The organism is Priestia sp. P5, from assembly GCF_029522155.1.
GTDB lineage: Bacteria > Bacillota > Bacilli > Bacillales > Bacillaceae_H > Priestia > Priestia megaterium_E.
In genome coordinates this window covers 1,443,628-1,461,500 of the sequence record NZ_JAKWFJ010000001.1, presented here as the reverse complement: position 1 = coordinate 1,461,500, position 17,873 = coordinate 1,443,628, and the positions used below count along the sequence as shown (strand labels likewise).

24 protein-coding genes are annotated in these 17,873 nt (G+C 38.6%); 7 read left to right on the top strand and 17 right to left on the bottom strand.

Annotated features, from left to right (window positions below; genetic code table 11):
* The first annotated feature begins 34 nt into the window (after positions 1 to 34).
* The gene (locus MMB69_RS07895; protein WP_221784054.1) at positions 35 to 499 is read left to right on the top strand and encodes a hypothetical protein; all 465 of its coding nucleotides are present in this window, start codon (positions 35 to 37) and stop codon (positions 497 to 499) included.
* Between the two features lie 262 nt (positions 500 to 761).
* On the top strand, positions 762 to 950 hold the full coding sequence (locus MMB69_RS07890; RefSeq protein ID WP_221784052.1) for a hypothetical protein: 189 nt from the start codon (positions 762 to 764) through the stop codon (positions 948 to 950).
* Between the two features lie 18 nt (positions 951 to 968).
* Here the strand turns inward: MMB69_RS07890 and MMB69_RS07885 are convergent, their stop codons facing one another.
* On the bottom strand, positions 969 to 2,153 hold the full coding sequence (locus tag MMB69_RS07885) for an amidohydrolase (RefSeq protein WP_269871192.1): 1,185 nt from the start codon (positions 2,151 to 2,153) through the stop codon (positions 969 to 971).
* Positions 2,154 to 2,215: 62 nt separating this feature from the next.
* Complete coding sequence (locus tag MMB69_RS07880) at positions 2,216 to 3,130, bottom strand: NAD(P)-dependent alcohol dehydrogenase (protein ID WP_277447545.1); 915 nt, start codon at positions 3,128 to 3,130, stop codon at positions 2,216 to 2,218.
* A gap of 170 nt (positions 3,131 to 3,300) precedes the next feature.
* Between MMB69_RS07880 and MMB69_RS07875 the strand changes: the two genes are divergently transcribed.
* From MMB69_RS07875 to MMB69_RS07860, 4 genes are all read left to right on the top strand, one after another.
* Entirely contained in the window at positions 3,301 to 3,993 is a 693-nt protein-coding gene (locus MMB69_RS07875) for a response regulator transcription factor (protein ID WP_221784046.1), read from the top strand.
* Positions 3,986 to 4,990: a sensor histidine kinase gene (locus MMB69_RS07870; RefSeq protein ID WP_269871194.1), complete on the top strand. Its 1,005-nt coding sequence runs from the start codon at positions 3,986 to 3,988 to the stop codon at positions 4,988 to 4,990. The genes MMB69_RS07875 and MMB69_RS07870 overlap by 8 nt, the downstream gene beginning before the upstream one ends.
* 100 nt (positions 4,991 to 5,090) lie before the next feature.
* The gene (locus MMB69_RS07865; RefSeq protein ID WP_269871195.1) at positions 5,091 to 5,852 is read left to right on the top strand and encodes an ABC transporter ATP-binding protein; all 762 of its coding nucleotides are present in this window, start codon (positions 5,091 to 5,093) and stop codon (positions 5,850 to 5,852) included.
* Positions 5,842 to 7,788, top strand: coding sequence for an FtsX-like permease family protein (locus MMB69_RS07860; protein ID WP_277447544.1), 1,947 nt, complete (start codon positions 5,842 to 5,844; stop codon positions 7,786 to 7,788). The genes MMB69_RS07865 and MMB69_RS07860 overlap by 11 nt, the downstream gene beginning before the upstream one ends.
* A gap of 48 nt (positions 7,789 to 7,836) precedes the next feature.
* On the opposite strand, the gene MMB69_RS07855 is transcribed toward MMB69_RS07860, so the two are convergent.
* The 3 genes from MMB69_RS07855 to MMB69_RS07845 form a co-directional block, all read right to left on the bottom strand.
* A complete protein-coding gene (locus MMB69_RS07855) occupies positions 7,837 to 8,451 on the bottom strand; it encodes a GNAT family N-acetyltransferase (protein WP_264408038.1) in 615 nt (204 codons plus the stop codon).
* Positions 8,452 to 8,558: 107 nt separating this feature from the next.
* Positions 8,559 to 9,101 (bottom strand): dienelactone hydrolase family protein, encoded by a 543-nt coding sequence (locus MMB69_RS07850; protein ID WP_481861867.1) that lies wholly within the window; start codon positions 9,099 to 9,101, stop codon positions 8,559 to 8,561.
* Between the two features lie 65 nt (positions 9,102 to 9,166).
* Complete coding sequence (locus tag MMB69_RS07845) at positions 9,167 to 10,369, bottom strand: aminotransferase-like domain-containing protein (RefSeq protein ID WP_264408040.1); 1,203 nt, start codon at positions 10,367 to 10,369, stop codon at positions 9,167 to 9,169.
* A gap of 441 nt (positions 10,370 to 10,810) precedes the next feature.
* Between MMB69_RS07845 and MMB69_RS07840 the strand changes: the two genes are divergently transcribed.
* Entirely contained in the window at positions 10,811 to 10,987 is a 177-nt protein-coding gene (locus MMB69_RS07840; protein ID WP_264408042.1) for a hypothetical protein, read from the top strand.
* A gap of 27 nt (positions 10,988 to 11,014) precedes the next feature.
* Here the strand turns inward: MMB69_RS07840 and MMB69_RS07835 are convergent, their stop codons facing one another.
* The 12 genes from MMB69_RS07835 to fabI all read right to left on the bottom strand — a co-directional run bounded on the left by MMB69_RS07835 (position 11,015) and on the right by fabI (position 17,821).
* Entirely contained in the window at positions 11,015 to 11,791 is a 777-nt protein-coding gene (locus MMB69_RS07835; RefSeq protein ID WP_264408043.1) for a sulfite exporter TauE/SafE family protein, read from the bottom strand.
* A 70-nt stretch (positions 11,792 to 11,861) separates the two neighbouring features.
* Positions 11,862 to 12,086: a sulfurtransferase TusA family protein gene (locus MMB69_RS07830; protein ID WP_264408045.1), complete on the bottom strand. Its 225-nt coding sequence runs from the start codon at positions 12,084 to 12,086 to the stop codon at positions 11,862 to 11,864.
* A 35-nt stretch (positions 12,087 to 12,121) separates the two neighbouring features.
* A complete protein-coding gene (locus tag MMB69_RS07825; RefSeq protein WP_264408047.1) occupies positions 12,122 to 13,249 on the bottom strand; it encodes an MBL fold metallo-hydrolase in 1,128 nt (375 codons plus the stop codon).
* 62 nt (positions 13,250 to 13,311) lie between these two features.
* On the bottom strand, positions 13,312 to 13,863 hold the full coding sequence (locus MMB69_RS07820) for a sulfurtransferase TusA family protein (RefSeq protein ID WP_277447542.1): 552 nt from the start codon (positions 13,861 to 13,863) through the stop codon (positions 13,312 to 13,314).
* Positions 13,864 to 13,919: 56 nt separating this feature from the next.
* On the bottom strand, positions 13,920 to 14,216 hold the full coding sequence (locus MMB69_RS07815; RefSeq protein ID WP_269871205.1) for a rhodanese-like domain-containing protein: 297 nt from the start codon (positions 14,214 to 14,216) through the stop codon (positions 13,920 to 13,922).
* A gap of 22 nt (positions 14,217 to 14,238) precedes the next feature.
* Positions 14,239 to 14,595, bottom strand: coding sequence for a rhodanese-like domain-containing protein (locus MMB69_RS07810; RefSeq protein ID WP_277447541.1), 357 nt, complete (start codon positions 14,593 to 14,595; stop codon positions 14,239 to 14,241).
* Positions 14,596 to 14,622: 27 nt separating this feature from the next.
* On the bottom strand, positions 14,623 to 15,105 hold the full coding sequence (locus MMB69_RS07805; RefSeq protein ID WP_013058040.1) for a DsrE/DsrF/DrsH-like family protein: 483 nt from the start codon (positions 15,103 to 15,105) through the stop codon (positions 14,623 to 14,625).
* Between the two features lie 46 nt (positions 15,106 to 15,151).
* On the bottom strand, positions 15,152 to 15,379 hold the full coding sequence (locus tag MMB69_RS07800; protein WP_028409366.1) for a sulfurtransferase TusA family protein: 228 nt from the start codon (positions 15,377 to 15,379) through the stop codon (positions 15,152 to 15,154).
* Positions 15,380 to 15,470: 91 nt separating this feature from the next.
* Positions 15,471 to 15,731, bottom strand: a complete 261-nt coding sequence (locus MMB69_RS07795) for a metal-sensitive transcriptional regulator (protein ID WP_047932200.1) — start codon at positions 15,729 to 15,731, stop codon at positions 15,471 to 15,473.
* The gene (locus tag MMB69_RS07790) at positions 15,721 to 16,080 is read right to left on the bottom strand and encodes a sulfurtransferase (protein WP_277447540.1); all 360 of its coding nucleotides are present in this window, start codon (positions 16,078 to 16,080) and stop codon (positions 15,721 to 15,723) included. Before MMB69_RS07790 ends, MMB69_RS07795 begins: the two co-directional genes overlap by 11 nt.
* 333 nt (positions 16,081 to 16,413) lie before the next feature.
* On the bottom strand, positions 16,414 to 16,731 hold the full coding sequence (locus MMB69_RS07785) for a hypothetical protein (RefSeq protein WP_028409369.1): 318 nt from the start codon (positions 16,729 to 16,731) through the stop codon (positions 16,414 to 16,416).
* Positions 16,732 to 17,041: 310 nt separating this feature from the next.
* Positions 17,042 to 17,821, bottom strand: coding sequence for an enoyl-ACP reductase FabI (fabI, locus tag MMB69_RS07780; protein WP_025750965.1), 780 nt, complete (start codon positions 17,819 to 17,821; stop codon positions 17,042 to 17,044).
* Between the last annotated feature and the right edge of the window lie 52 nt (positions 17,822 to 17,873).

Genomic DNA, 17,873 nt, shown 5'->3' with positions numbered 1-17,873 from the left:
AAATAGTATACATAAAGAAAGAGAGCTGAACGAGTTGCTTTGGTTACTGCTTTTAATTCTATACGGTATTTACAAGTTCTATAAATCAAGAAGACCGCTAACGAAGTTTGGTCATTTTTATGAGAAAGCGTTTGAGCTAGAAGAAAAAAAGCGCTATGAAGATGCTCTTGATATACGCAACCAAGGGATCGAACTCCATACCCTTACCGATTTAGAACGAGCTGATTTACATTTAGCAAACGGGCGTATGCTTTTGAAACTAAAGCAGTATGAACAAGCAACGAAACACTACGACGCCTCATTTAAACTAGCCAAATATGAAAAATTCCCTTACTCAGAAGGATTTGACGAAGTCATTGAAGCTTACTTGTATGCAGGGCGTAAAGAAGATGCGCTAATCATTACTAATGACATGTTAAAACGGCAAAGCTACGATCAAAAATTTAAGAAGCTAGAGCCTTTAAAAGAAAAGCTTCTTTCACATGAAGGATCATGGTAAAATTAAACAAATGAAAGCGTATTATTCAGAGCGATTGAGGTGAGCATAATGGTCATAACGGTTATTGTAGGAGTGCTGGGTCTAATTGGTTTAATCGCAGCAGGATTTGCGACGAATTATAAAGATACGAAGTAAGATGTCGTAGAGAAGAGTGGGTGGGACAAACGTAGTTTAGTTGAAAAAAGATCCGAACCATAAACCGTTGGGATCTTTTCATTGTGCTGGCGAACGTAAATTTAATCTATGTAGTAGCTTCTAGCTGTTGGTTGGAGAAGAAGACGAAGACTCCTGCGGGAAAAGCGGAACAGGTGAGACCCCGCAGGAGCGTATGCGACGAGGAGGCTCAGCGCCCGCCCGCGGAAAGCGAAGTCTTGCACGGAAACCAACAGCGGTGTCACAAGCGACCCATACGAGCTCCTTTGTCCTTTTTTTCGTCTTTAGATTGGAGTAATTTTATGTCTAAATTTTTTTAACGAGCCAATAGCTTTTCTGTTATGCGCAAAAACATCTTTACGCCCACTTCAAGCGAGGCTTCATCTACGGCAAACTTCGGATGATGATGAGGGTATACGATGCCTTGTTCTTCATTTCGCGCTCCAATGTTAAAAAATGCTCCTTCCGTTTCCTGCAGGTAAGCTGAAAAATCTTCTCCTCCCATCTTAGGAGACAGCGTCTTTACACGGTCTTTTCCGTATTCTTCAATGGCTGTTTCTTCAATTAACCTTGTAATTTCTTCAGAGTTAATGACAGGGTGATAGCCTTTTTCATACGTAAACGTGTACTCTGCGCCGTAGGCTTCTGTTAATCCTTTTACAATTCGGTCAATTTGTGCTGGAACTTTTTCTCGCAGAGCCGCGTCAAAGCTTCGAACGGTACCGTTAAGCTCCACTTTATCAGGAAGTACGTTGTGCGTAGTTCCTCCATGGAATTGTGTAACCGATACGACTAATTTATCGATTGGATTCGTCGTTCTTGAAACAATGGTTTGAAGGTTCGTCACAATTTGCGCTCCTACAACGATGGCATCAACTGCTTCATGAGGCGCTGCGGCGTGCCCTCCTTTTCCTTTAATCGATATGTTAAACGTGTCAGGCGAAGCCATCATAGGACCTGCAAGTACGCCAATTTCTCCGACGGGAAGCCCAGAATTCAAATGCGTGCCAATTACGTAGTCCACACCTTCCATCACGCCTTCTTTCACAAGTTCCTGCGCTCCCCCGGGCAGCAGCTCTTCTGCGTGTTGAAAAATCAAGCGAATTTCTCCTTTAAATTCATTTCCTAATTGAGAAAGAACAGAAGCTACTCCTAATAAAATAGCCGTGTGACCGTCATGTCCGCATGCATGCATCACGCCTTTATGAACCGAGGCAAATGCAAACGTGTTTTCTTCTTTAATCGGCAGCGCGTCCATATCCGCTCTAATCGCAACTACTTTCCCCTGTTCTTTTCCTATTAATCTAGCCATCACGCTTGTTGGTGTAGGACGAGTAATGATAAAGCTTCCAAACGAACGAATCGTATCTTCAACAAACTGAGACGTTTGGTGCTCTTGAAACGATAATTCAGGATAGCGATGAAAATGTCTTCTCCACTCAATTACCTGCTTCTTCAAGCTTTCTGTGACGCTGTATTCACTGATTGATTTGACTGTCATAACAAACTCCTCCTTCGTTTGACTATACTCATAAGTCAAATTAGTTTTTTGAATACTTACTTTTATTCCCGCAAAACTACAGCTACATTTCCTATTTTACGTCCAGTTTCTACATATTCATGAGCTGCTGGAATTTGTTCTAAAGAGTAACATCTATCAATCACTGATTTAATCTGCCCTTCTTCCATCAGTTTTTTAAGAAGCAATAAATCATCCGTCTGCACTTTAGCAATTCCTTGCCCTTCGACCGAAACAAAGCGTCCATTTAAGGCTAACGATTCCTTGCACTGATTTTTTATGATTTTTCCAACAGCATCAAAGATAAGGTCATATCTTTCTTCTTTTTTAGTAAAATCTTCGTGTTGGTAGTCGATGACGCGGTCTGCTCCTAAAGACTTTACTAATTCACTATTTTTAGCACTGCACACGCCTGTCACTTCAGCTCCGTAATAGCTGGCAAGCTGTACAGCGGCAGTTCCTACGGCACCTGAAGCACCGTAGATAAGCACTTTTTTCCCAGCTTGAATGTTTCCTTTTCTAAAAAAATGCAGAGCCGTCGTGCCGCCGAAAGAAATTGAAGCGGCTTCTTCATAGGTTACACCCTCTGGCTTTACGGCTATTGTCCCCTTTTCTGGTAGGCAGATATATTCCGCATATCCTCCAAACTTCATACCTGTCATCGCAAAAAGCTGATCGCCTTTTTTGAACTGTGTTACGTTCTTTCCGACTTCCTCTACTTCTCCAGCCAGCTCAACGCCTAGTATTGATTGTCTAGGTTTTCGTAACCCTAAAACCATTCGCATAGGAAGCCACAATAGCAGTGGACTATTAAAGCTTCTCACTCTGCAGTCGCCCGATGTGACCGTGGTTGCATGAATTTTTATCAGTATTTCATTTTCTTTCGGAATAGGCTTTTCCACTTCTTTAAGCTGAAGAACATCTGGTTTACCATACTTTGTACATACCATTGCTTTCATAACAGCTCTCCTTTTCTCGCTAGAGTTCAACGTATGTTTATAAACTATGCTCAGCGAGGGCTATTCTTTCACATTTTAAAAAGAACACCTATGAATCTACTAACATATATGGTAAATAAAAGGATATTACTATAAAATGAGTATAAAAACAGAAAGTGTGGTAAGTACTTTTGTTTAAACTTCTTTTAATTGAAGATGATATAACCCTGTTTAATGAACTAAAAGAGCGGTTGGAGCAATGGTCGTATGATGTTTATGGCATCCGTGATTTCAGTAACGTTATGCAGGAGTTTAGTGAGGTAAAACCTGATTTAGTGATTATGGATATTCAGCTGCCGAAGTATGACGGATTTCACTGGTGCAGAATGATTCGTTCTCATTCAAAAATCCCTATCATCTTCCTATCTTCACGTGATCATCCTTCTGATATGGTAATGTCTATGCAGTTTGGAGCAGACGACTTTGTGCAAAAGCCGTTTCATTTTGATGTGCTTGTAGCAAAAATACAGGCTCTTCTTCGCCGCGTGTATAACTACAGCGTTGAACAAGTAAACCTTCTTTCGTGGCAAGGCGCAACGATTGATTACGAAAAAAATAAAGTATCAGCGGGATCTACTGCTATTGATTTAACCAAAAATGAAATCTTTATTTTAAAATGCTTAATACATAAAAAGAATACGATTGTAAGCCGAGATGAACTGATTAATAGTTTGTGGGAAGATAAACGGTTTATCAGTGATAATACGCTGACGGTAAACGTCAATCGCCTGCGAAAAAAATTAGATGAAATTGGACTGGGAACTTTTATTGAAACAAAAGTCGGCCAGGGCTACGTAGCCATTGAAGAGGAACGCTATGATTAAACTCTTTATTCGCGAGCGTCTAAGCTGGATCCTTTTCTTTTTTATCATACATTTTTTTATGCTATTTATCGCGTATATTGATGAATCCATTCCTCTGTCTTCGATTCTTTATATCGTGTTTTTATCATCGATTATCTTTCTTATTTTCTGCGTCTTCCGCTACCAGAAAGAAACGAAATTTTACCAAGGGTTAAAAGATGAAGAAGACTTCTTTGATTCTTCTACTCTTTCTCATCCGCTGCGCCCCTTTGAAAAGATTGTTCAGCGAAATCTAATGCAACAATTAGAACAAGCGAAAAAAGATGGCGTGCAAACTCAGCTGCACGTGACGCAGGAAAAAGATGAACTGTTAGCTTGGATTCACGAAATCAAAACGCCGTTAACTGCGATGCATTTAATAATTGAACGCTTAGAAAATCGAGAAGTTAAAGCAAACTTGACGTTCGAGTGGCTACGTATTCACTTTTTACTTGATCAACAGCTGCATCAAAAGCGCATTTTCTTTATTGAAAATGATATGTATATTGAACATCTAGATTTAGAGTCCCTTATTTTCACCGAGATCAAAACGCTGCAAGCTTGGTGCATGCAAAAAAATATTGGGTTTGATGTGGACCTACAGGCAGAACGTGTACTGTGTGACGCAAAGTGGCTTTCATTTATTATGAGACAGCTGTTAACAAACGCAGTCAAGTACAGTGAAGAATCTGATGTGATGATTAGAAGCTACGAGCACCACGGTCAAGTATACATCGAGGTAAAAGATAACGGACGGGGCATTTCTCCTCAAGATATGCCGCGCATTTTTGAGAAAGGTTTCACCTCCACTACGCAGCATGAAGACAGCCGTGCCACAGGCATGGGCTTATATCTTGCTCAAAAAGCTGCGCACGCTCTTTCTATTCACATTGGCGTGCAGTCTGCTCTTAATGAAGGCACAACGTTTACACTTGCCTTTCCTAAATCAAATGATTTTGTGGATATGAAAAGCATGTGACAAAAATGTCACATGCTTTCGTTATTTGTTCGGTGAATCAAAGGAAAAGCTAAAGCCCTTTTTCTATAATAAACGTATCAGATCAAAGGAGTGAATACATATGAACATATTAGAAGCTACTAATATTCATAAAAGCTACGGAAATAAGTTTAACAGACAAGAAGTATTAAAAGGTGTAGATGTTACCATTATGAAAGGAGAATTTGTAGGAATTATGGGCGCTTCAGGCTCAGGTAAAACAACGCTTCTGAATGTCCTTTCCTCTATTGATAAGATCAACGGCGGAACCATCAAAATTGAAGGAAATGAAATTAGCAAAATGAAAGAAAAGCAGTTAGCGAACTTCCGAAAAACACATTTAGGCTTTATTTTTCAAGACTATAACTTGCTCGATACGCTGACAGTAAAAGAAAATATCCTCTTGCCTCTTTCTGTTGCAAAAACTCCTTCAGCAGTAGCTCACAAAAAATTTGACTCGCTAGCCAAACAGCTCGGCATCTATGAGCTAAAAGACAAATATCCAAGTGAAATTTCAGGAGGACAAAAGCAGCGTACTTCCGCTGCAAGAGCCTTTATTCATGAACCAAGCATGATTTTTGCTGATGAGCCCACGGGTGCTCTTGACTCAAAAGCGGCCAGCGATTTGCTAAACAAACTGACCGAGCTTAATGACAAAAGAAGCGCAAGTATTGTTATGGTAACGCATGACCCAGTGGCAGCCAGCTACTGCAGCAAAGTCATTTTTATAAAAGACGGACAAATTTATACGCAGCTGTACAAAGGTGATCAAACGCAAAAAGCCTTTTTTGACGATATTATGAAAACTCAAGGCGTGCTAGGCGGAGTTCAACATGAACATTAATCAGCTGATTTTCCGCAACTTCAAAAAGAATGTAAAAAACTATTATTTATACGTTTTTGCACTAATTTTCAGCGCAGCTTTATATTTTGCTTTTGTCACGCTGCAGTATGACCCCGCTCTTGATGCAACCAAAGGTTCCATTAAAGGAGGCGCAGCGGTTCGGGCCGCTTCTGTTTTACTTGTAGCTATTGTTTCTATCTTTCTATTATATGCAAATACGATTTTTATTAAGCGGCGCAGTAAAGAAATTGGCTTATTTCAGCTAATTGGCATGACCAAAACAAAAATTTTCCGTATTTTGACCGCTGAAAATTTTATGCTGTACTTTAGCTCGCTGATTATCGGTATTTTAATTGGATTTTCGTTTTCAAAAGTAATCATTATGGTTTTATTTAAAATTACGGACACCAAAGGCATTGCCAAGCTTCACTTCTCAGAAGAAGCTTTGATTCAAACGCTTATTGTGTTCAGCGTCATCTATTTGTTAATCATGACGATGAACTATCTTTTTATTAAAAGACAGACCATTTTGGCTTTATTCCGAGTTACTTCATCAACAGAAAGCAAAACAAAAAAAATCAGTATACTTGAAATTATTATTGGAATTCTTGGAATGATCTTTATTGCTTCCGGCTACTATATTTCTGCTAAATTGTTTGACGGATCTTTTACAAGCATGAATGCTTTGTCCATCGCAATGGTATCTATTTTAGCTTCAGTTATCATAGGTACTTACTTGTTTTATAAAGGCTCGGTTCGATTTTTATTAAATCTCATGCGAAAAAGCAAAAGAGGCTATTTGTCAATTAACGACGTATTATCTCTTTCTTCCATTATGTTTCGCATGAAATCAAATGCACTGTTGCTGACGGTTATTACAACCGTATCGGCTCTGGCTATTGGCCTATTGTGCTTGAGCTACATCTCTTATTATTCTGCTGAAAAGTCGGCCGAAGATTATGTGCCTAACGATTTTTCTATCAATAATACAAAAGACGCTGCTTCGTTTAAAGCCGCGCTGGATCGAAAGAAAATAGCATATACGGAAAAAAAGATCGACGTCATCCAAGTAAAAGCAAACGTAAAAAACATCTTAGAAAATGAACTAAAAAGTCCAATGGTGGACTCGTCGGCTATGACGATTCCAATGATTAGTGAAAAATCAGTTAATGGCTTAAATCTAGCTCAAAATGAAACCTTGTTTACCGGCTATAATAATATGCTTCAAAAAACAATGGCATTTAAAGATTCGGGACAAATTGAGTTAAAAGGAAAGAAAAAAGTAATTTCCCAAAAGTATGTAGGATTAAATCGAAAATTTCTCCTATCCATTTATTTTACAGGGGGCGGTTTGCCTACTGCCATTGTAGATGATGCTGTATTTAATGAGCTTAAACAGAATGCAGACCCTTCTATTCAAAAAGAATCGTCTATCTACACTGGAGTGGACATATCAAATGAAGATAACTTACAAAAAGCAAATGAGCTTTTCGGAGAAATGAAATTTAGCAATAACAGCTTAAATGATTCCCGTATGGATATGATGCGGAGCCAAAAGCAGACTATGGGTCTAATCATGTTCATTGTTGCTTTTTTAGGACTGGCATTTTTAATCACATCAGGGTGCATTCTTTACTTCAAGCAAATGGACGAAAGTGAAGATGAAAAGCCGAACTATACCATTCTTAGAAAGCTAGGTTTTACCGAAAAAGACTTACTAAACGGAATAAAAATTAAGCAGCTCTTTAACTTCGGCATCCCGTTAATTGTAGGCTTGCTTCACAGCTATTTTGCCGTACAATCCGGCTGGTTCTGGTTTGGAACAGAGGTTTGGACACCAATGATTATCGTCATGATTGTCTATACGGCTCTGTACTCTATTTTTGGTATTTTATCTGTTCTTTACTATAAAAAAATTATTAAACAAGCTCTCTAAAAATAAAAAGCACAAGCTATAGCTTGTGCTTTTTATCTTTAAATGCCATTAATTGCTGACATTTTCTTTATTTCCCTTATTGGCTGCATGTAAAAAACCTTCTAGTCGCTTTTTGACAAACGGCCACTCGTCGTCAATTATACTGAAGATAACCGAATCTCGTACGTATCCATCAGGTAAAACCATATGTTTTCTGCTGACACCTTCCTGCGTGGCACCCAAGCGTTTAATAGCCTTTCTAGATCGATTGTTTTGCACATCCGTTTTAAATTGAACTCTATGAAACTTCAGCTCCTCAAAACAGTGTTTTAATAATAAATACTTACACTCCGTATTAACTCGCGTTCGCCACACGGATGGATGATACCACGTCCACCCTATTTCTACGCTTTTGTTGGGAAGTGATATATCTAAAAATCTTGTGCTTCCTACAATCGAATGTGACTCTATATCAAACACAGCAAAAGGCAGCTCTCTTCCCTCTTGTTTGGCTTTTAAAGCACTTTCAATCAGCCGTTTCATATCACTTAGACTATGAACTTTTACCGGGAGATGCTTCCAAATTTCTTTCGGTTTTGCAGCTTCATAGAGTCCTTGCTCATGCATTTTTTCAAGCGGTACTAGCTTTACTGCTGTTCCTACAAGTTCAACTGACTTTAGCATAATCTCGCTCCTTTTCGATACGTCTAAAGAAAATGTTAATACATGTATATGTACTGAAAAAGGGTCAGTTTCTGCTTATTGTAAGGTATCACTTTCAGAATACATAGCTAGTGATTAGCTAATTGTTTTTCGAGAAAATCACTTATTGTTTGGAAGGCTTGGTCTGCTGATTCTTTATTAAAGGCTTTTGAAAAAGGATTCATAAACCCATGAAATCCATAAAACTTTTTGATTTCCAAAAGCGGCTCTCTTTTTTGCTTCAATGAATTTATTAAACAGTCTACATTAAATGTTTGCTCTTCAGCAGGAAAAATAAGAAGAGTTGGACACACAGGACGTCTATTTATATAGTCTCTAATGCGAGATCCGTAACAGCCAATCACAAAGTCACAAAAATTGTTTTCACTGCATAGCCACGATATTGTGGCTCCTACACTAAATCCTATGACCCCTACTTCTTCATATTCTTGTTTTAGCTGAATTAACATGTTATTGATTTGTCTTGAACCCTCATCAATACCGATGTTTTGAACAAAGTTTTGATAAGCCATGTCTTCTTCTTCATAATGATAAGGAACGTCTTTAGATAATAAGTTAGGACAGATAATATCTGCCTCTAACTTAGACAATTTCTCTTTCATAAACTTCATATGATCGTTCACACCGTATATTTCATGAATTAATAAAATTGCTTTATTTGATTTTTCCATTTCTTTTATAAAACAGTCGTTTCCCTTGTCAATTCACGATGCAATACGTCTCCCATGCGCTTCATGCCTTCAACGATTTGTTCAGCAGACATATTAGAATAATTCAAGCGCAGCGCGTTGTTTCTTGTTCCGTTTGGAAAGAATGGTGTTCCCGGAACACAGGCTACGTTATTTTTTAGACATTCTGAAAAGATATGTGCTGAATCGATTCCTTTGGGCAGTTCCACCCAAATAAACAATCCGCCTTCTGGCTTACTGTAAGACAAATTCTCCGGGAAAAATTCTTCAATGCACGATAACATTTGGGTACATCGCTCTTTGTATACAGCTTTAATTTTTTGAATGTGCTCTTCGATATCATAAAGCTCCATATACTTAGCCGTTACCCGCTGAGCAAAGCTGTCCGTATGCAAGTCAGCCACTTGCTTAAACGCTACGTACTTATCAATAAAAGCTTCATCTGCACATACCCAGCCAATTCGAAGACCAGGTGCAAAGATTTTAGAAAATGTGCTGATATAAATAACTCTGCCTTCTGTATCAAAATGCTTAACCGGCGGCAGCGTTTCTCCTGCAAATCGGACTCCTCCGTACGGATTATCTTCTACAATCAGCACGTCATAGGCGTTTGCAAGCTCGATCATTCTCTGACGTCTTTCCCGCGTTAATGTGCGCCCTGTAGGATTTTGAAAATCTGGGATTGTATAAATAAATTTAGCATGCGGATTTTCCTGAAGCTTTTTCTCTAGCTCTTCCATAATCATTCCGTCTTCGTCCATGTCCACTTCTACAAACGTCGCATTGTAGGATTTGAAGACGTTAATAGCTGCTAGATACGTTGGACTTTCACAGATTACCACGTCTCCGTCATTAAGAAACAGTCTTCCGGTAAGATCGATTGCCTGCTGAGATCCGGACGTAATTAAAATGTTTGAAACCGTGGACTCGATGCCGATATGCTTCATTCGTGTAGAGATGGCTTCTCTTAAAGGAATATAGCCTTCAGTTGTACTGTATTGAAGCGAAGCGGCTCCATCTTCATTTAATACGGCGCGGCACGCCTCGTTCATTGCTTCAACGGGAAATAGTTCCGGTGCGGGAAGTCCTCCTGCAAATGAAATCACTTCTGGTCGTTCCGTGACTTTTAAGATTTCGCGTGTTTCAGAGGATTTTACAAGACTAGCTCGTTGGGCAAATTTATCTTTCATTGATGATCATTCCTTTTTTAGATTTTAAACTTTTAACATTAATTATTCGAATAGTCAGAAAAATAACTGTGGACAATTACCTTTATGAAATCAGACAGTTACCGTGCAAGATGCCTTTTTAACAGACAACTAGCATTCGCACCCTCTCTGACTCTCCCTTTCTCCTTTCAATATATTTTTCTCATTCACTATCTGTAATACAAATCAAAGGTCGTACGATAATTATGGCCTTGTGTTTAATGTATGTTAAAAAGGATAACATAAAAATCAAATAAATAAACAATAAATTCTACAAATTCTTAATTTTTTATACAAATATATTTATCTTAGTAAACTATTTTGTAAGATTCCTTCCCTTTTCATTGACCTACCGTATAAAACCCTTTATAATCCTTATTAACTCGATAAGATTTAAAGGTTTTAATACAGGAGTGATGAAAAGTGAAATGGTTTCATTTACTGTTTAATGAACGATGCCCAAAATGTAAGCAAGTGTTAAATACATCAAAATCCAATGCCCTTCGCTCTACTGTTGTGAAAGTATGTCCGTCTAACCACTATCAAAAAGAATTTCATCCTGCGCTTGAAACGTATGTGGAAAGTAATGGAACAATATAAAAAAAGCTATGGGAATCCATAGCTTTTTTATAGTAGCCCCCACCAAATCTTAATTGCCGTTGCTAAAATTAAACCGGCAAGAATCCACTGAAGCACTTTTGTATTCATTTTCTGACCAACTTTTGCACCGATCGGAGAAGCAATGAGGCTTGCAGCAACTAAAATAAGTGCCGGTATAAATGGGACTTGATGCGTCACCAGCTTTCCAACCGTTGAACCAATGGAAGAAATAAAGGTAACGGCTAGTGAAGTTGCGATGGTAATCCGAGTTGGGATTTTAAGCACTACGAGCATGACAGGAACTAAAATAAAGGCCCCTCCTGCTCCTAATACTCCTGCTACGGCTCCGATAAGCAGCGATAAAATAGAAGCTAACCCTTTGTTAAATTGAAGCTCGCCACTTTTAATTCCATCTAAGTTTTTCTTTGGAATAAACATCATAATAACCGCAATAAGAGCTAAAACCCCGTACACAACGTTTAATCCTTCTTCACTCATATAATGCGAGCTATAGCTTCCGAGCATACTCCCAATTAGAATGTTGTTCCCCATATATAAAATTAATGATTTGTTTAAAAATCCGCTTTTTCGATACGCCCATACGCCGCCTATTGTCGCAAAGAATACTTGAACAGCTCCTGCACCTGAGACTTGATGAGCTGTTAATGCTCCTACTCCTACTAATGGAGGAATATATAGCAGCATCGGATAATTAATCACAGAACCGCCAATACCGACCATACCGGAAATAAACGACCCAATAAATCCAATAAGAAAAAGCGTGATGATAAATGTAAGATCCATCTATAGTCGCTCCGTTTCATATAAGGAAAGGGTATCTTTTACAAGAGATACCCTTTTCATTCATTATTCCTTACCCTTTTTTAATCCAAAATTTAAGAACGTCGCCTTCTTCTGTATGAACAAGCTCGTGACCGCCAGATTTTGCCCAAGCTGCAAGGTCATTTTTCGCCCCTTTATCCGTTGCGTGAATTTCTAACACTTGACCTGCTTCTAGTTCATTCATTGCTTTTTTTGTTTTAACAATCGGCATTGGACATGCCAGCCCTTTTGCGTCTAGTACTTTATTTGATTCCATTTCTCTCTCTCCTTTGTTTAAGCTGAATTTTTTACTTAGCGAATCGCACAGCGGTTTGGTCCAATTTCCATTTCACGCTGTTTTTCTTCATCTGGACTTACTTTTCCCATATTAGTTTCACGGATTTCTTGATACGCATTTGGCTGCGGCGGTAAATTATCTGTTACTAAGTGTCTGAACTCTGCTTCGTCTTCAATATTTAAGCCGTGATTTTTTGCAAACAAAGTACCTAACTTTTCAGCTACGCTGCCGTTGTCATTTAGCTCATCAATAATCATAAAATGAGCTGGAAGTACGATTAACTCATCTGATAATGCTTTATAGCGTTTATAAAGCGTCTCGCGCAGATCGCCTACCCAGTCTTCAGCCATACCAGCTAAATCAGGACGTCCAATTGAATCGATGAACAAAATATCACCTGAAAGCAAGTATTGATCGTCTACGATAAAAGAAGTTGATCCAATCGTATGACCCGGTGAATAAAGAGGCTGAATCGTAATCATTGTGTTACCAATCACGACATCGCTGCCTTCTTCTAAAGCGTTGTAGTCAAACATCACTTCTTCTGCATCTTTTGGAGGAAGCCAGTACGCCGCATTTGTTGCTTCCGCAATAACTCTTCCTCCTGAAATGTGATCTGCATGAAGGTGCGTATCAAACACATGCTTAATTGTGACTCCAAGTTCTTTGGCAAAGTTAATATACACATCCGCCATACGCGTCGCATCAATAATAGCAGCTTCACCGTTTGATACGATCATATAAGATAAGCACCCTTTACCGATGCGAACAAACTGATAAATTTCTCCGCCGTCTTTTAAATTACCGACTTTAACAGGCTCTAAATATTCACTCCATGCTTTCATACCGCCTTTTAGGTACGATACTGTAAGACCAGCTTCTGAAAGCATTTCAGCTACCATCACGGATGAACCTTCTTTGGCGCAGACAACTAATACTTCTTTATCAGAAGGGATTTTTTCTAAGATTTCTTCTACTCCGTCTAAAAGATCGAAGTATGGAACATTTAAATGATCGAAGTAATGACCTTCAATCTTCCAATCGCTAAAATCACTTTCGTTACGAACGTCCAAGATAAATAGCGGTTCTTTATTAATAATTTTAGATGTAACTTCTTTTGCAGTAAGTACATTTACTGTCATATTAAAATACCTCCTTAGGTATATGAAATATCAAAATTTTTTAATCCATTATGATTCATTGGTTATTCTACTTTACCCGTCCAGTCACGCATACCAGGAACTACGTTAATTAAATTTTTAAATCCTTGCTTTTTCATCGTTTGCCCTGCCATTTCACTTCGTCTTCCAGAGTGGCAAATAATATAAATTTCATCTTCTTTATTTAGTTCATTCGAACGTTTTTCTACTTCACCAAGCGGAATATGAACAACGCCTGGAATATGAGCTTCATCATATTCTTCTACTTCACGAACGTCTAAAATATGAAGGTGTTCATCATTCTCTACTTTTTTCGCAAATTCTTCTAATGAAATTTCAGGAATTGGCGTTATGTTTTCTTCGGCGCCGCCTTTACGAAGAAAGTGATGAAGAACGTCACCTTCTGTCTCGGTACCTAAATACTCATGACCTGTGCTTTTTGCCCACGCTTGTAAGTCAGCCGTAGAGCCTTTATCCGTTGCTTCAATTTCTAGTACTTGACCTGCTTCTAATTCATTCATTTTCTTCTTTGTTCTTACGATTGGCATTGGACATGATAATCCTTTTGCATCTAATACGAAGTTTGCTTGCATCATTTCTTTTTCCTCCTTGGTTTAAATACTAGTAGGGGTATATTTTCCTCTAAAAAAAATTAGACCGTTTCCCCTTTCCAATCCATCATTCCGCCTGTCATATTCGTTACACTATAGCCTTGCTGCTCAAGAAAACGAGCTGCCATTCCGCTTCTGCCTCCAGAACGACAGACGACAATGTAGTTCTTTGTTTTGTCTAACTCATGCATACGGAATTCCAATAAAGGAAGCGGGATATTTAACGCGTTTGGAATTTTACCTGTTTTTACTTCCTCTACTTCACGCACATCTAAAATGTGAATTTGTTCTTGTTTTTTTACTAATTGTTCTACTTCTTGTGCTGCTATTGTCTTCACGCTACGTCTCCTCCTTCTTGATTTATCTCCACGTATTCATGCCGCCTTTAACGTTGGTGATGGATGTAAAACCTTGCTTTTTCAACAGTTTACTTGCTTTCATACTTCTCATTCCGCTTTGACAAATAACGAATACTTCTCTGTCTTTTGAAAGCTGGCCTGTTTGCGCTGGCAGTTCTGATAAAGGAATGTTTCGAAATCCTTTAATATGTTTGGTACGAAATTCATGCGGTGTTCGCACGTCGATAAACTGGTTATTTTTATTTTTTAACTTTGCTTTTAACTCCGCTGTGTCTATTTGCTGAATACCTTTTACAGGTGCAAAACGCTGATATAAAAACCACAGCAGAAAGATGATAATAAGCGCATTGATAATCATATTGACCCTCGCTTCATGAGTTATCTTTTAGATAAATAAGTTTACGTTTCCGTCTTCTGCGTCGGCTAAATACGCCGCTACGCCTGCATATTCAATATTATCTAGCAGTTCTTTTTCCTGTAACCCTAGAAGATCCATCGTCATCGTACAAGCCACTAGCTTCACATCTTGTTCCTGTGCCATTTCGATAAGCTGCGGCAGCGTTAGAGCATTATGCTTTTTCATTACGTTTTTAATCATTTTAGGTCCCATACCTGCAAAGTTCATTTTAGATAAGCCCATTTTATCCGCACCGCGCGGCATCATTTTGCCAAACATCTTTTCTAAAAATCCTTTTTTCACCGGCACCATTTCTTCTTTACGAAGCGCATTCAATCCCCAAAACGTATGGAATATCGTCACTTCATGGTCATAAGCGGCCGCTCCGTTGGCAATAATATAAGCTGCCATCGCTTTGTCATAATCACCGCTAAATAATACAATTGTTGTTCGTTTCTTTTGTTCAGTCATGTTGTTCCTCCTCTTACCCTATGGGGTATAATTGATTCTAAAAAAATTAGCCTTTTTGAATGTAAAAGATAAATGTACTGCCTTCTTCTTTAAAATCAATAAGCTCGTGTCCTGTTGATTTTGCCCAAGCTGTTAGATCACTTTTAGCACCTTTATCTGTCGTTTGCACTTCTAATACTTGGCCTGTTGTTAAAGTATCCATTGCTTTTTTTGTTTTTACGATTGGCATTGGACAAGCTAATCCTTTTGCATCTAGGACATGATCGATTTTCATAGTATTTCTCTCTCCTTTTATATACATATACCTGTAAGGGTATATTATACTAAATAATGATATTCGTCAACCTTAAACAAGGTGACAATTATTAACGACTTTTCACTAAAAGCTGTACAGCTTCTTTCACTAAACCTTCCGTTGGCTCTCCTTGCTGAAGGCTCTCTCTGACGCACTGTTCAAGATTGCTGCTCACAATAACTCCCATTGTGCGATCAATGGCACTTCTTGCAGCAGATAATTGAGTCACGACGTCTCGGCAGTCTTTTCCTTGCTCCATCATGCTAAGCACGCCTTTTAGCTGCCCTTCAATTCGGCGCAGGCGATTTTTCACTTGTTGATTATACTCCATAATCGAATACCCCTTTCTTTCCTTTACTTTTACACGCTGCTAACTCATAGCTGCGTACTTCAAAACCTTTTTTTCGTAAGAACCGTACGCTTAAATTTAACTCCACTCTATCTCCGGCAATCAGATGAACGCTGCTCTGTGGAATTTCTGAATAAAAGCGTTTGAGATACGCATACGGAATAACTATACTAATCGAATCGCGAACTTCATGATAATTACGAATATCTACAACCGTTCGCCCAAGTTCTTTTGCTTCAGATTCACGTATGCACTGTATTCCTTTAACGGGATAATAACGTCTGTATGCAATAAATAAAATGGCAAGCAACAATACTGCTATATAGAGCATAACAATCACCGCCTTGCTATCAATTTGATGTTGTTTACACGCTCTATATTATACCCCTATAGGTATATTGTCAAGCAAGAAAATTATATTTAATTTTTGCTTGTTTACATAGTTACTTTACTGCGAACTATTTCATTTTATACAGCTTAAACATCATGAATGGTGGTCTTTAATCCGCTTTATTTGTGTACCCCTTACCCTATCGACCAAACATATTCTTCATCATCGTCGCTCGTATACAGCGCTGAAAATTAAGCTCACTGCATCATTCACGTCTACACACAAAAGGTCCAGTTCCCAAGGAGAACCGGACCTTTTGTGGTAAAAAGCTGATTAGCTTTGATGATAAATATTATGCCATTGATTCCACGAACTGTGTGGATGCTGCTGGTGCCACTGATTCCATGGCACATATGGATTTTGCTGATGCCACTGATTCCATGTACCGTGCGGATACTGCTGATGCCACTGATTCCAAGGTGTGTATGGATGTTGTTGATGCCATTGATTCCACGTGCCGTGCGGATACTGTTTATGCCACTGCTCCCAAGGTACATGAGGATGTTGCTGATGCCACTGATTCCACGTGCCTTGAGGATGCTGATGATGCCATTGTTCCCATGGAATATAATGTTGCTGTCCTTGATGCATATTTCGTCAACTCCTTTTCCTTTGCCACATCATATGTTCTTTTTAGAATTTAGAGCTTATCTATTTTAAAATATAGACGTTTGATTAATTATGAATTAAATTACATATTTCTTGTCTTTACTTATAGACATGAGCTCTTGTTTTATAAGTGGAAACACACATTTATCTAGAAGTATAGAATGAATATTTCTTATGATTCACCTTATTGCTAATAATATTTCTTTAAGAGGTCTATGTGTTTTGGGATGCATTTGTCTTCCCGTGAAAAAAGCTAAAAAAACACCTTCTCGAATGAGAAGGTGTTTTGGGATTAACCTACGATATTATAACCAGCATCTACGTGTACGATTTCTCCCGTTACGCCGCGTGAAAGGTGGCTCAGTAATACAACTGTCATGTCGCCAACTTCTGCTTGCGTTACGTTACGCTTAAGAGGCGCTTTTTCTTCAACTTTGTGAAGAATTTGGTTAAAGTCAGAAATACCTTTCGCTGCAAGCGTACGAATTGGGCCTGCTGAAATCGCATTTACGCGGATATTGTCTTTCCCTAAGTCTAATGCTAAGTATTTTACTGAAGACTCAAGTGCTGCTTTCGCTACGCCCATTACGTTATAGCCTTCAACTGCGCGCTCTGCACCAAGATAGCTCATCGCTACAAGAGAACCGCCTTCTGTCATAAGAGGTTTTGCTGCTTTCGCTACCGCGATAAATGAATAAGCGCTTGTATCTTGAGCAAATGCATATCCGCTTCTTGATGTATTAATGAACTCGCCGTTTAAATCTTCTGAGTGAGCAAACGCAACAGAGTGAATTACTCCGTGAACTGTGCCTGCTTCTTCTCCGATTTTTTTGAAAGCTGCTTCAATGCTTTCGTCGCTGTTTACGTCACATTCTGCAATTAATGTTGCTTGAATTTCATTTTTTTCTAGCAGCTTGTTCAATTTTCCTAGTGAACGTTCTTTACGGTATGTAAAAATTAAGTTTGCTCCTACTTGGTGAAGGGCCTTTGCAACACCCCAAGCAATACTTCTGTCGTTGGCAACTCCCATAATTACAATGTTCTTGTTCTTTAATTGTAGTAAATCTTCCATATTATCCTCCAAAAAAAATTAGTCATCATCGATGACTAATAGGTAATTGTAT

Excerpts from the sequence above, each read along its gene's own strand:
- MMB69_RS07865 (WP_269871195.1), top strand. The coding sequence starts at position 5,091 with ATGAACATATTAGAAGCTACTAATATTCATAAAAGCTACGGAAATAAG.
- MMB69_RS07800 (WP_028409366.1), bottom strand. The coding sequence starts at position 15,379 with ATGAAAATCGATCATGTCCTAGATGCAAAAGGATTAGCTTGTCCAATG.
- MMB69_RS07850 (WP_481861867.1), bottom strand. The coding sequence starts at position 9,101 with ATGAAGTTTATGAAAGAGAAATTGTCTAAGTTAGAGGCAGATATTATC.
- MMB69_RS07880 (WP_277447545.1), bottom strand. The coding sequence starts at position 3,130 with ATGAAAGCAATGGTATGTACAAAGTATGGTAAACCAGATGTTCTTCAG.
- MMB69_RS07820 (WP_277447542.1), bottom strand. The coding sequence starts at position 13,863 with ATGATGCAAGCAAACTTCGTATTAGATGCAAAAGGATTATCATGTCCA.
- MMB69_RS07855 (WP_264408038.1), bottom strand. The coding sequence starts at position 8,451 with ATGCTAAAGTCAGTTGAACTTGTAGGAACAGCAGTAAAGCTAGTACCG.
- MMB69_RS07805 (WP_013058040.1), bottom strand. The coding sequence starts at position 15,105 with ATGACTGAACAAAAGAAACGAACAACAATTGTATTATTTAGCGGTGAT.
- MMB69_RS07860 (WP_277447544.1), top strand. The coding sequence starts at position 5,842 with ATGAACATTAATCAGCTGATTTTCCGCAACTTCAAAAAGAATGTAAAA.
- MMB69_RS07825 (WP_264408047.1), bottom strand. The coding sequence starts at position 13,249 with ATGACAGTAAATGTACTTACTGCAAAAGAAGTTACATCTAAAATTATT.
- MMB69_RS07870 (WP_269871194.1), top strand. The coding sequence starts at position 3,986 with ATGATTAAACTCTTTATTCGCGAGCGTCTAAGCTGGATCCTTTTCTTT.
- MMB69_RS07885 (WP_269871192.1), bottom strand. The coding sequence starts at position 2,153 with ATGACAGTCAAATCAATCAGTGAATACAGCGTCACAGAAAGCTTGAAG.
- MMB69_RS07795 (WP_047932200.1), bottom strand. The coding sequence starts at position 15,731 with ATGGAGTATAATCAACAAGTGAAAAATCGCCTGCGCCGAATTGAAGGG.
- MMB69_RS07810 (WP_277447541.1), bottom strand. The coding sequence starts at position 14,595 with ATGATTATCAATGCGCTTATTATCATCTTTCTGCTGTGGTTTTTATAT.
- MMB69_RS07785 (WP_028409369.1), bottom strand. The coding sequence starts at position 16,731 with ATGCATCAAGGACAGCAACATTATATTCCATGGGAACAATGGCATCAT.
- MMB69_RS07830 (WP_264408045.1), bottom strand. The coding sequence starts at position 12,086 with ATGGAATCAAATAAAGTACTAGACGCAAAAGGGCTGGCATGTCCAATG.
- MMB69_RS07845 (WP_264408040.1), bottom strand. The coding sequence starts at position 10,369 with ATGAAAGATAAATTTGCCCAACGAGCTAGTCTTGTAAAATCCTCTGAA.
- fabI (WP_025750965.1), bottom strand. The coding sequence starts at position 17,821 with ATGGAAGATTTACTACAATTAAAGAACAAGAACATTGTAATTATGGGA.
- MMB69_RS07790 (WP_277447540.1), bottom strand. The coding sequence starts at position 16,080 with ATGCTCTATATAGCAGTATTGTTGCTTGCCATTTTATTTATTGCATAC.
- MMB69_RS07835 (WP_264408043.1), bottom strand. The coding sequence starts at position 11,791 with ATGGATCTTACATTTATCATCACGCTTTTTCTTATTGGATTTATTGGG.